Annotated in this window: 12 protein-coding genes; 8 read left to right on the plus strand and 4 right to left on the minus strand. The window is 49.7% G+C overall.

Going from position 1 to position 12,635, the window contains the following annotated elements; genetic code table 11:
- Positions 1-175: 175 nt before the first annotated feature.
- The 3 genes from GA004_RS14085 (at position 176) to GA004_RS14095 (ending at position 4,533) form a co-directional block, all read left to right on the plus strand.
- On the plus strand, positions 176-2,023 hold the full coding sequence (locus tag GA004_RS14085) for a DNA topoisomerase IV subunit B (protein ID WP_283394514.1): 1,848 nt from the start codon (positions 176-178) through the stop codon (positions 2,021-2,023).
- 20 nt (positions 2,024-2,043) lie between these two features.
- Complete coding sequence (locus GA004_RS14090; protein ID WP_283394515.1) at positions 2,044-4,101, plus strand: DNA gyrase/topoisomerase IV subunit A; 2,058 nt, start codon at positions 2,044-2,046, stop codon at positions 4,099-4,101.
- 195 nt (positions 4,102-4,296) lie between these two features.
- Positions 4,297-4,533, plus strand: coding sequence for a hypothetical protein (locus GA004_RS14095; protein WP_283394516.1), 237 nt, complete (start codon positions 4,297-4,299; stop codon positions 4,531-4,533).
- A 46-nt stretch (positions 4,534-4,579) separates the two neighbouring features.
- Here GA004_RS14095 and GA004_RS14100 read toward each other — a convergent pair whose 3' ends face one another.
- Positions 4,580-5,314, minus strand: coding sequence for a M48 family metallopeptidase (locus GA004_RS14100; RefSeq protein ID WP_283394517.1), 735 nt, complete (start codon positions 5,312-5,314; stop codon positions 4,580-4,582).
- Between the two features lie 67 nt (positions 5,315-5,381).
- Between GA004_RS14100 and bamJ the strand changes: the two genes are divergently transcribed.
- Positions 5,382-5,921: a BamJ family beta-barrel-assembly machinery protein gene (gene bamJ, locus GA004_RS14105; protein WP_283394518.1), complete on the plus strand. Its 540-nt coding sequence runs from the start codon at positions 5,382-5,384 to the stop codon at positions 5,919-5,921.
- Positions 5,922-6,011: 90 nt separating this feature from the next.
- Here bamJ and GA004_RS14110 read toward each other — a convergent pair whose 3' ends face one another.
- Both GA004_RS14110 and glpK read right to left on the minus strand, forming a co-directional pair.
- Positions 6,012-6,560, minus strand: a complete 549-nt coding sequence (locus GA004_RS14110; RefSeq protein WP_283394519.1) for an FKBP-type peptidyl-prolyl cis-trans isomerase — start codon at positions 6,558-6,560, stop codon at positions 6,012-6,014.
- Positions 6,561-6,619: 59 nt separating this feature from the next.
- A complete protein-coding gene (gene glpK, locus GA004_RS14115) occupies positions 6,620-8,098 on the minus strand; it encodes a glycerol kinase GlpK (RefSeq protein WP_283394520.1) in 1,479 nt (492 codons plus the stop codon).
- A 214-nt stretch (positions 8,099-8,312) separates the two neighbouring features.
- Here glpK and GA004_RS14120 point away from each other — a divergent pair, with 214 nt between their 5' ends.
- The 4 genes from GA004_RS14120 (at position 8,313) to lgt (ending at position 12,120) form a co-directional block, all read left to right on the plus strand.
- On the plus strand, positions 8,313-9,479 hold the full coding sequence (locus GA004_RS14120) for a 5-(carboxyamino)imidazole ribonucleotide synthase (protein WP_283394521.1): 1,167 nt from the start codon (positions 8,313-8,315) through the stop codon (positions 9,477-9,479).
- On the plus strand, positions 9,464-9,958 hold the full coding sequence (gene purE / locus GA004_RS14125; protein ID WP_283394522.1) for a 5-(carboxyamino)imidazole ribonucleotide mutase: 495 nt from the start codon (positions 9,464-9,466) through the stop codon (positions 9,956-9,958). Before GA004_RS14120 ends, purE begins: the two co-directional genes overlap by 16 nt.
- A 258-nt stretch (positions 9,959-10,216) precedes the next feature.
- Positions 10,217-11,272: a CNNM domain-containing protein gene (locus GA004_RS14130; protein WP_283394523.1), complete on the plus strand. Its 1,056-nt coding sequence runs from the start codon at positions 10,217-10,219 to the stop codon at positions 11,270-11,272.
- 11 nt (positions 11,273-11,283) lie between these two features.
- On the plus strand, positions 11,284-12,120 hold the full coding sequence (lgt, locus tag GA004_RS14135) for a prolipoprotein diacylglyceryl transferase (RefSeq protein WP_283394524.1): 837 nt from the start codon (positions 11,284-11,286) through the stop codon (positions 12,118-12,120).
- An 8-nt stretch (positions 12,121-12,128) separates the two neighbouring features.
- On the opposite strand, the gene GA004_RS14140 is transcribed toward lgt, so the two are convergent.
- The gene (locus GA004_RS14140; protein ID WP_283394525.1) at positions 12,129-12,635 is read right to left on the minus strand and encodes a phosphatidylglycerophosphatase A family protein; all 507 of its coding nucleotides are present in this window, start codon (positions 12,633-12,635) and stop codon (positions 12,129-12,131) included.

Consider the following 12,635-nt stretch of genomic DNA (forward strand, 5'->3'; position numbering starts at 1 on the left):
GAGGGGTAAGGAAAACCGTTTTCGTTTGAGGTGATCGCAACCCAACTATCAGATAAAATATTGTAAAGAGAAAACGCTATCCCGCGATTCCTCGGTGTATACCCTTTTTCCAAGGCTCAACTGCAACATTACCGCTTGATTTCGACGCTCGGTCTTATTGCTATCGAGCCAAGAAATGGCAGAATCGAATTATACCGAATCGAGCATTAAATCCTTAAGCCCGCGTGAGCATATCCGGCTCAGGCCGGGAATGTACATCGGGAAACTGGGAAATGGAGCATCCGCTGACGATGGGATTTATGTTCTGCTGAAGGAAATCATCGACAACTCGATCGACGAGCATTCGAGCGGGCACGGAAAGCGAATCGACATAACGGTTGGCGATGAGGTAGTGGCGATCAGGGACTTTGGACGTGGAATCCCCCTCGGCAAAGTGGTAGACTGTGTTTCCAAGATCAATACAGGTGCCAAATACGATAGTGAAACTTTCCAAAAGAGCGTAGGACTGAACGGCGTCGGCACCAAAGCGGTCAATGCCTTGTCCAGCTATTTTCTCGCCGAGTCCTATCGGGACTCGAAAATGAAACAGGCGATCTTTTCCCAAGGCGAATTGGAATCCGAAAGTCGCCAAATCAAGACCGCCGATAAAGATGGCACCTACGTCGAGTTCACCCCCGACAAAGCGATATTCAAATCATTTGAGTATCATCTCGATTTCGTCGAGACAATGCTCTGGAACTACGCCTATCTGAACACGGGCTTGACCCTTTCCCTCAATGGAAAGACTTTTCGATCAGAGAACGGACTCAAGGATCTTCTCGAGAACAATCTCACCGGCGATATCCTTTATCCCATTATCCATCTCAAGGGAGAGGATATCGAGGTAGCCATGACGCATGGCACCCACTACGGCGAAGATTACTTTTCTTTCGTCAACGGGCAGCATACTACGATGGGAGGCACACACCAAGCCGCTTTCCGTGAAGCAATCGTCAAAACCATTCGAGAGTTCTTCAAAAAGGACTACGATGCTTCAGACATCCGGACATCGATCGTATCCTCGATATCGTTACGTGTGCAGGAACCCGTTTTCGAGAGCCAGACGAAGACCAAGTTAGGCTCCCAGAATATGGGTCCTAAGAGCCCAACGATTCGCAATTTCGTCAACAATTTCATTAAAAAGGAACTGGATCTCCATCTACACCAATTTCCAGAAACGGCTAAAGGGATTCAAGAAAAGATCGTAGCCAGCGAAAAGGAGCGGAAAGAACTTTCCGGGATTCGAAAGCTCGCCCGAGAAAAGGCCAAGAAGGTCAATCTTCACAACAAGAAGCTTCGGGACTGTCGGGCCCACTTTAACACCAAGCACAAACAGGCAAATGATTCGACCCTCTTTATTGTTGAGGGCGACTCTGCGGGGGGATCAATCACAAAGACGCGGGACGTCAATACTCAGGCAGTATTCAGTCTTAAAGGAAAACCGCTCAACGCCTTTGGACTAAGCAAAAAAATCGTCTATCAGAATGACGAGTTCAATTGCCTCCAAAGCGCTCTGGATATTGAAGATGGTCTCGATACCCTGCGTTACAACAAGGTTGTAATCGCCACGGATGCCGACGTTGATGGCATGCATATCCGTCTCCTGCTTCTCACCTTTTTTCTACAGTTCTTTCCCGACCTCGTCCGACAAGGGCACCTCTATATTCTTCAGACCCCCCTATTCCGAGTGCGAACTAAGAAGAAGACGGAATATTGCTATACTGAGGCACAAAAAAACCGTGCCGTGGAAAAGCTGGGGAAAGGGGTCGAGATTACTCGATTCAAAGGTCTTGGAGAAGCATCCCCAGAAGAATTCGCAACATTCATCGGCCCGAAGATCAAACTGGATCCCGTCACCATGAGTCAGCTCCACAACATTGACGAACTCCTCTCTTTTTACATGGGTAAGAACACTCCTGAGAGACAGGGATTCATAATAGAAAACCTTCAGGTCGAGAAAGACCTAATTGAAGGCACCTCTTAAACGATCCGGCATTCCAGAAAATGAGCCCTCGAAAAAAGAACAAAGGCAACCAGCAAGAGTCCTTCGATTTCGAAGAAAGCGAAGGTGAAAACGTGCCTGATAAAGAGAATCTAGGCGAGGCTGGTGATGGAAAAGCTCCTCTCGCCCAGTCTTACCAGAACTGGTTCCTTGAATACGCTTCTTACGTCATTCTTGACCGCGCAGTTCCTGCTCTCGAAGACGGGCTCAAACCTGTTCAGCGTCGAATTCTCCATGCACTTAAAGAGCTAGATGACGGCCGGTACAACAAAGTGGCAAACGTCATCGGGCACTCCATGCGGTACCACCCACATGGGGACTCAAGCATCTATTCTGCTATGGTGGGGATGGGCCAGCGGAATCTCTTAATTGATACACAAGGGAATTGGGGTAACACGCTAACGGGCGATGGAGCGGCCGCTGCCCGGTACATCGAAGCACGCCTCTCGCCCTTCGCGAGAGAAGTTGTCTTCAATCCCAAGACGACCGTTTGGCAAGCATCCTACGATGGGCGCAATAAGGAGCCCGTAAACTTGCCGGTCAAATTTCCCCTCCTTCTCGCCGAAGGATGCGAAGGCATTGCTGTCGGTCTAGCCTGCAAAATCCTGCCACATAATTTCATCGAAATTCTCGAAGCTTCCATCGCCTATCTCCAGAAAGAGGAATTCGAACTGTACCCGGATTTCGCTACCGGCGGAGTTATGGATGCGTCGAATTACAATGACGGAGTTCGTGGAGGCAGAATTCTGGTTAGGGCAGTCTTCGATATTCGGAGCAAATACCAGATCGCAATCACCGAGATTCCCTCCGGAGTCACAACATCATCGCTCATCGACTCGATTCTCTTAGCCAACAGCAAAGGGAAGGTGAAAATCAAGAAAATCGAAGACAACACCTCTGAAAACGCCGAGATTGTCATTACCCTTCCCACTGGTGCCGATGCGACCGCAACGATTGACGCCCTTTACGTGTTCTCTGACTGCCAAGTTTCAGTTTCGCCAAACTCATGTTCCATCGCGAATGACCAGCCCACATTCATCGGTGTCAGTGAAATCCTTAGGCAGTCAACTGATAGAATTAGAGGACTCCTTAAAAAGGAACTCGAGATCAAGCTAAGAGAACTCGAGGAGAAATGGCATTTCGATTCTCTCGAGCGTATTTTTATAGAGGAGCGAATCTACCGACGTATTGAAGAATGTGAGACCTGGGAGTCCGTTATCGAAGAGATTCACCTCGGCTTAGAGCCTTTCAAAAAGCTGCTTAAACGAGAGGTGACCGACGACGACGTTGCCCGTTTAACGGAAATTCGAATCAAGCGCATCTCGAAGTACAATTCGTTCAAGGCCAACGAAGTCATCAAAACGACGGAAAAGGAAATTCGAGCAACCAAGCGGTCCCTACGCAAACTCACTGAGTTCACTATTTCCTATCTTCAAGGACTCATCGACAAGTATGGCAAAGGGCGTGAGCGCCGCACGCGTATCGACAGCTTTGTCACAATCAAGGCCACAGAAGTGGCGCTTCCAACCGAGAAGCTCTACGTCAATCGGGAAGACGGCTTTATCGGAACTGGTCTCAAGAGAGATGAGTTCGTGGAAGAGTGCACTCAACTCGACAACATTATTTGCTTTTGTGGAGATGGCACTTTCCGCGTCTCACGGGTGGCCGAAAAAGTCTACATGGGACAAGACATTATCCATGTCGCCGTTTGGAGAAAAGGTGACGAAGAGACGATCTACGACATGGTCTATCGAGATGGATCTAGGGGTGATTCCTACGTGAAGCGATTCATGGTCAGCGGTGTCACCCGAGATAAAGTCTATGATTTGACCAAGGGGAACAAAGGATCGAAAGTCCACTATTTCAGAGCTAATTTGGATGGCGCCACGCGTCCGATCATCGTTCGACTTACGCAAACATCAAAAGCGCGTACTAAGGAATTCGAATACGATTTTGGAGAGCTTGCGATCAAAGGTCGCGGATCAAACGGGAATCGGCTGACCAAGTACGCGATCAAGTCAGTTCGCTCCCTTTTCGATACCGAAATGAAGCGTCGCTAGCGCGTTTATTGCTAACTCTCGCGGGACACAGCTATCCCTCGCTCTAACCCAAAATCAGTCGCTTTAAAAATATTTGCTCGATCAAGGCGAACTTCACCTTTCTTTAACTGTCATAAGACTAACGGGTTTGGCCGTTCTACCGATTAAAGATGTAGCCCACAAGCTCTCGCTCGGCAACTTCAGAAAGGAGGAACCATGACAACGTGCATAGACAAGCAACTAACAATCAAGGGCCTTGAATCCTACATCAAGGATCAGTTGGAGGACTCTCGCTACTCTGGAATCAGAGTAGATCCGATTCTAGACATCATACTACACTGTCAAAGACGACTAGCTAACGGCGACTATATGCCGCGTGTCGTTTCTGAAGCCATGGTCTGCCTCGACGAATACTTGCTCGACTATGCAGGTTTTGAAACCTGCATCCTTTAAAACATAGGGAAAGCTTAGACGTTTGCCTAGCGTCACCTGCGACACTCTAACCCCAGCTCAATTCCGACTGGTACTCGTTTAACCAGCGCTCGTGCAGTTTATATTGAGGGCATGCTTCACGTACTAACCTCCAAAACAAGTGCGAATGATTCATCTCCCGCAAATGCATGAGTTCGTGTATCACGATATAGTCTGACACTTCGGGAGGGGTCATCACAAGCCGCCAGTTTAGGGAAATACGGCCGCTTGAAGAACAGGAGCCCCAACGGGTTTTCTGATTGCGGATACTGACCCCTGAATACTTCAGGTTGAATTTTTTGGCAAAACTAGCGACTCGTTCAGGGAATTCCGCTTTAGCGAGCGATTGCAGCTTTTTTCCCAGCGGTCGCGCTAGATCGATATCTTCGTCTGCTATAAACAACCTTTCCTCGGAAAAACGTAAAACGGGACGCCCCCAATCCTTGGATACTTTCAACTCAACCCGTGAACCTCGAAACCAAATCCAGTCTCCATTCCGAAGGGGATTCCGTTCTTTTCGACTCGCGGCCAGCCGCTGCTGCTCTCTGAGCCATGCGGTATGCTCTCGGGCAAAAGCGACCGCCCCTTTCCGGCTTCCCCTCTTCGGAATCGTGACCACGATATTTCCCTCCCCATCAACCCTCGCAATATAGCGCTTCGCGTTGTGACGAGGCACTAGCAAAATCTCGTCCACCGCAATTGGCTGATTTAACTGAATAACCTCACCATCCATAGGAACTTCAACAGGATCTAGGCTCGACACATCTTAGGCAAGATCTAGGTTTCCCATTTGAAAAACTTACCTTTGTATCAAAGTACTATCGCTAAACATGAAGACCATTCTAACCCTATCCCTAAGTATCGCCGCCCTCTTAATTCTGGCAAGTTGCTCCAAACAACCTGCAGAGACAGCTTCCAGTACCGAGGACAACAGCGAGCTGGAGACCAGAGTTTCAGCACTTGAGACAACGGTCGACCTCATGCTCGACAACCCGGAAATCGCTAAAATCAAAAAGAAGTATCCGGACGCGTTGAGCACCGAATCTGGACTTCACTATACGGTTACCAAGGAGGGTACCGGCGATTCGACCCCAAAGGTGGGTGACTCTGTGACGGCCCATTACAAAGGCACTCTCCTGAACGGCGTCAAATTTGACAGCTCGTACGATCGAGGAGAGCCCTTTGTCTTTGAGGTGGGACTCGGGCGCGTGATTAAAGGCTGGGATGAGGCATTTTTGGCCATGAAAAAAGGGGAAAAGCGCACGCTGATTATCCCTTCAGATCTCGGGTACGGTCCACGTGGAGCCGGAGGTTCGATTCCCGCAAACGCCACGTTGCTGTTCGACGTGGAACTAATCGCCTTCGAGTAGATTTTTCTTTGAGGTAGAGGAGCCATCTCCCGACCCCCTGCAAATCATGGAAAGATAAAGAGGAGGGCTTTCCGCTCTCCCCTAACTTTCTTAGTCGGAGCAGCAACTGGCACCACCGCTCCCGCCACAGCAGCCACCCTGGTCCGCTTGGTGAACATGACCATGAGAAATTTCCTCTTCCGTTGCCGGCCTCTTCTCCACTACTTCCACATCGAAGAACAAGTCCTGTCCCGCCAAGGGATGATTTGCATCTAGCTTAACATCGTCGCCATCCACTTCAACCACTTGGACAATGGGAGCGTGTCGGTCGCCGCCGGCTTGAAAAAAGTCACCTAAATTTACCTCGTCAGCCGGAAGAGCCGCCTTGGAGACGACGTTTATCTGAGACTCATCGCGAAACCCGTAGCCCTTCTCCGGACGCACGATAACCTCGCTCGATTCCCCTTCCGACATATTTGCAAGGCTCTCCTCGAGTCCTTCGATAATCGCTCCTGATCCTTCGAGATACGACAATGGACTCTCCGGATTCGAACGGTCGAGCACCTCGCCCGCTTTGTTTTTTAAAGTATAGTGAAATCCGATCACGTTCTTAGACATCGCCGCGTTATCGAGGCTTTCTTCAGGAAACGCAATCTTCATGTAAACCAGAAGACTGATTCCGGGCTATCCAACGCGAAAAACGCGGTAGTCCCCAAACCCTAACCTCGCACTCGAGCAACGTTCTTACGCCAGCCCAACATCTTTGACTTCCGATCCTCGGAATTCGAAGCGGGTTCAAATCTACGACTCTCGGACCATCCTTCCTCTAGTTCCTTCTTCGATCCCCAGTAACTAACAGCCAATCCCGCCAAATAGGCAGCCCCTAGGGCCGTAGTTTCGGCAATCCGGGCACAGAGCACGGGAACGCCCAGCAAGTCAGCTTGGGTTTGCATCAGAATTCCATTTGCTGAGGCACCTCCGTCCGCCTGCAATGTTTCCAGCTTTCGACCGGAATCTTCTTCCATCGCCGATGCTACATCTGCCACCTGAAAGGCGATTCCCTCCAACGCCGCGCGGGCGATGTGAGCCCGTGAGGTTCCTCGAGTCAGGCCCATTATCGCCCCTCTCGCATGCGGATCCCAGTAAGGCGCTCCCAACCCCGAAAACGCGGGTATAATCGTAACGCCCCCAGAATCTTTCACCTCAGCGGCAAGCGACTCTACCTCGAGCGCTGAATCGATGATCCTGAGCTCATCACGCAACCATTGAATCAAGGCTCCTCCGATGAACACACTCCCCTCAAGCGCATACTCGGTCACACCTCCGATTCTCCAAGCAACTGTAGCGAGTAGCTTGTTCGCAGAATAAACTGGCTCTGTTCCCACATTCATTAGCAAAAAGCAGCCCGTTCCGTATGTATTCTTGACCATACCTGAACTGAAACAGACTTGCCCAAACAAGGCTGCCTGCTGATCTCCAGCGATTCCAGTAATAGGAATTGGCTGAGTCGTCACGCAGGAAGAAGACTCCGCTAAAGATCCACTCGAATCAACAATATCAGCTAAAGCGGAACGAGGAACTTGAAACAAATCCAGAAGCTCTTGGTCCCAGTCTAACGTCTCGAGATTCATTAATAACGTGCGACTGGCATTGGATACATCTGTGATATGGGCCTTTCCGCCTGAGAGATTCCAAATGAGCCAGGTATCAATTGTCCCAATCGCCAATTGAGCCGCCTTCGCTAATTCAATCGCTTCTGGGTTCTCCTCCATCAGCCATTTGATTTTGGTCGCGGAAAAATAGGGATCCAAAAGTAGCCCTGTCTTCTTCTGTATCCAAGATTCCCGATCATCTTGTTTCAGTTGATCGCAGTATTCAGCCGTGCGCCTATCCTGCCAAACGATAGCATTCGCTACTGGCTTGCCCGAACGCTTGTCCCATAAAACAATGGTTTCACGCTGGTTCGTAATTCCAATAGCTGCGACATCCGACCATGAGGCAGAAGCGGACGCCAACGCATCTTCCGCAGATTTAAGCTGAGTTTCCCAAATGACCAATGCATCATGCTCCACCCAACCGGGCTGGGGGAAAATCTGTTTAAACTCGTGTTGGCCGACACCGACAATTTTCGATTCTTTATCAAAAAGGATGGCACGAGAACTCGTGGTTCCTTGATCGAGAGACAGGATATAACTCACTCCTAAAACTTATGTGGTGCCTGCTAAGGATTCAAGAAGAGAGATTTAATTCATCAAGAAGCGTCTTGAATTGATTCCGATCAGACGACTCAGCCGGTTTTTCTCCTTTGTGTGTCAGGCTAAAAAGGTTGGACATGGATGACTGGCGGATACATTCCCTTTTCACATGCCGTTCGTGACCAACAACCGCAGAATTCCTCTCATCTACTGAGCCATGGGAGAACTAGTCACTTCGCAATTCAAGTTGGGAATCATAGCTGGTGGGCAGCTCGGAAAAATGCTCTCACTCGCGGCGAGCAATTGGGATGTTAAAACCTACATCCTCGATAAGGATCTTCATTGTCCTGCAGCACCCTGCAGTACAGAGGTCATTGCAGGAGACCCGCTGAACTTCGACGACGTCTATCAATTTGGCCAGCGGGTTGACATGGTAACCTACGAATTAGAGGCGATAAACACCGATGCTCTCAAAAAACTGGTTCTCGAGGGCCGGCCTGTGTTGCCCGAACCAGAAGCGCTTGAAGTTATACAGGACAAGGGGCTCCAGAAGTCGTTCTTTTCGGATCACGACATCCCCACTTCCAACTATACTCTATTTTCCAACAAGACCGAAATCGAAGCGGCAATTACCGCAGGGTCACTTTCGTTTCCATTCGTACAGAAATTGAGGAAGGGAGGGTACGATGGTCGGGGGGTTTCGATTATCAGTTCTCAGGCAGATCTCGAAAGGATTTTTGATGCTCCCTCCATCGTAGAAGACCCCGTGCCAATTCAATCGGAAATATCGGTTATCGCGGCCCGCAATCCGCACGGCGAGGTGAAATGTTTCCCCGTTGCGGAAATGGAGTTCAACGAACAAGCCAATCTGGTAGAACTGCTGGTTTGCCCGTCCACGATCGATTCGAGCATCCAGGATGAAGCGGTCGCCATCGCCTCTCACCTCATAGACTCGCTAAAACTGACAGGGCTGCTGGCTATAGAAATGTTTCTAGACACCAGCAATAAACTTTGGGTCAACGAAGTCGCTCCTCGTCCGCATAACAGTGGGCACCATACGATCGAAAGCATAGTCACCTCTCAATACGAACAGCTCCTTCGAGCCATCTTTGGATTTCCGCTGGGAAGTACCCACATAAAAATGCCCTCTGCCATGATTAATCTTCTTGGAGAACCCGGAGTGGAAGGTCCTGTAAAATACGAAGGACTCTCACAATGTATGGAAGAAGAGGGAGTAAAAGTTCACCTCTACGGGAAAAAGACGACAAAGCCCTTTCGAAAAATGGGCCACATAACGATCCTTGCCCCGACTCTGGAAGAGGCAAAAGCGAAAGCGAAATCCGTTAAAAGCAAACTGAAAGTAACATCATGGAAGAGCCACTAGTAAGCATCATAATGGGTTCAGACTCCGATCTGAATGTAATGCAACAGGCCGCAGATATTCTGGAATCCTTCGGGATACCCTTTGAAATGACGATAGTGTCCGCCCACCGAACCCCTGATAGGCTCTATTCGTATTCAAAGTCTGCCCACGAAAGGGGGATAAAAGTCATTATCGCTGGCGCTGGAGGAGCGGCTCACCTTCCGGGCATGGCCGCTGCAATTTCGCCGCTACCCGTTATCGGCGTGCCAGTAAAGTCTTCGAATTCTATCGATGGCTGGGATTCCGTACTCTCGATCCTACAAATGCCGGGTGGCGTTCCCGTAGCTACTGTAGCCCTCAACGGCGCGAAGAATGCGGGCCTTCTCGCGGTTCAAATCCTTTCCACTGCCAACGATACGCTCCGCGACCAATTCATTGAGTATAAAGAAGGCCTCAGCGCTGAAATTCATAGGAAATTGGAAAATCTCAAGAAACCGTAGCCCAGGCCAGTATCAGCGGCGAGGCTCGATGCTTCGTCAACGATTGCTTAAGATCGAGATAGGTCCAAAGCGGGGCAGTTCGGCCAAGAAATGCTGAACGGAGTTGGATGCTTGCCTTTTTTTGATGCATCAATTTTATTCGCATACGACAAATCTTAATGAGCTTATCTTATACCGTTAGAAATCCGATCATTCCTGTATTGCAGCCCACCAAGACATCTGGGTTGTCAGCGACCCAAACAAGATGCCTTTAAACCAATGCTATTAGCATTTATCGGCGCTGTCGCCTTCACAATAGGAGCATCGTTCTATTGCTCTTTGATGGAATCCCTCATTCTGAGCACAACCGTCGCCGAGATTGAAGGTTTAAAGAAAAGCAGACCTCGCAAGGGCGCAAAACTCGAGCACTTGAAGATCGACCTTCCAAATACGATCTCTGCAATTCTCACTCTCAATACAATCGCCAATACTGCAGGTACCGCGTTAGTGGGAGGACTCGCTGTCATAATGTGGGGAAATGCAGTCATCGGGATCATCACGGGGGCAATGACTTTGGGGGTTCTTATTTTTTCCGAGATCATTCCCAAGAATCTCGGGGTTGTCTACCGGACACAGCTTCATCCCTGGATCGTGGACTCGCTCGTCATATTGCGAATCTTGATGACGCCGATCACCTATATGACCAATGCGTCAATCAAACTAGTCGTAAAAGGCGACATCGAAACTGATCCAGACGCGGATGAGAAAGAGATCATTCTCTTAGCCGAAAAGGGTGCAAAGGAAGGAAGCCTCACCTCGGATGAGTCGGACATGGTCGCCAACGCCCTCAAACTTGACGAGGTGCAGGTGAGTGAAATCATGACTCCCCGAGTCGTGGTCACCGCTTTAGATAAGTCTCTTACCGTTGAGGAGGTATTCAAAAAGACCCCTCACTTGCACTTTGCCCGGATACCCGTTTTCGACGAAGAGCTCGACAACATCGTGGGTATCGTTCGGAGACGCGACCTACTCACGCAAATAGCAGACGACAACGACGACGTAAGACTTGTTGACATAATGGACGATGTTCGATTCGTACCCGAAACCGTAACCGCTTATTCCGCGTTACAGTCGATGCTGAAGTCTCACCAACAACTGCTGGCCGTGGTCGACGAGTTTGGATCACTCGCAGGAGTCGTCGCTATGGAGGATATAATGGAGTCCATTCTAGGCAGAGAGATTTTTGAAAAGGATGACGTCGCCATCGACATGCGCGAACTAGCACGGAATGAAAACAGTGAGGCCAACGATCCGCTCACTCATAAGGAATCCTAAATACACCTGTCATGGAGCTTTTAAGGGTCTTCGCCTATCACGTACATCAGCCTCGCCCCTTTCTGATACAGTTCACTGAGACTTTTGGGATTCGATACTATGGTCTAGCCTACATTCTCGGATTCCTCGTAGGGGCCTGGCTTTTGAGCCGATATTATAGAAAAGGCCTGTCACCCTACAACTCGGAACAACAAACTGATCTTTTTGTAGCACTCATCGTCGCAGTGGTTGCAGGCGGTAGGGTTGGGTATTTTCTTTTTTATACTCCGGAACTCATTTTGTCCGAACCTTGGAAAGTTTTTTTCGTTTGGGAGGGAGGTATGGCCAGCCATGGGGGTTTCACCGGAGTCGCAGTCGCTACGCTGTACATTGCCCGGAAACACAGGCAGTCGTTTTGGCTGACCGCGGATCTCGTCTGCTCCTTGGCGCCCGCTGGATTGCTTTTCGGGCGGATTGCAAACTACCTTAACGGCGAACTCTGGGGGAAGGTAACTGACGTTTCATGGGCTGTTCTTTTCTCAACTGCCCCCGACAGAGGTACTCTACCTCGCCATCCTTCTCAACTGTATGAGGCTGCCCTCGAGGGTCTTTTCATGCTGCTGTATTCCCAGTACCGTATCTGGAAAACCCCTACTCTAAAAAAGCATCCTGGATCGCTCGTAGGAGAATTCTTGCTGATCTACTCCATTTTACGTGTCGTTGGTGAGCAGTTTAGAGAGCCGGACGCCGCTCTCACGCTCGGCCTCAGCCGTGGGACCACCCTCTCAATTCTTATGGGTCTAGCGGGGCTTGTTATCGCTGTCAGCACCCGTGAGCGAACCAACGATTCGCGTAAACAATCCTCCTGAGAGGGCTTTCAAAATCCGAGCCACAAACGAAGCCCTAGATTCATCACCACGCAGGTGGCGAGGGAGGCTACAACATCGTCGATAACAACTCCAAATCCACCGTAGTAACGCTGCAGTTTCTTTATTCCTAGTGGTTTGAGAATATCGAAAAGCCGAAATACAAGAAACGTTCCCAAAAGAACAACAGCGCCGTGACCCTCGGCGATGAAAGGCTTGAGCCCAATAAAGCAGATTGGCATTGCGACCACTTCGTCTATGATCACTTCCCCTGGATCCACTTTCTTAAGTCGCTTCTCCGCCTCTCCACATATTCCAACCGCAAAGTAGCAGCTCGCCAACATGAGGAGGGCTCCAACAAAATGGTTTGTAGGGTAAAAGACCACCAGGTACAGCAAGACTCCCGCGGCAGAACCCCAAGTTCCAGGAGCCTTAAAGTCACCCAGACTCCCTAATGTTGCTACCCTGAGAACAACGTGCGTCGGCCAATAACGGGCCCATCTCGGATTCCGCATCAT

This window comes from Candidatus Pelagisphaera phototrophica, assembly GCF_014529625.1.
Classification (GTDB): domain Bacteria; phylum Verrucomicrobiota; class Verrucomicrobiia; order Opitutales; family Opitutaceae; genus Pelagisphaera; species Pelagisphaera phototrophica.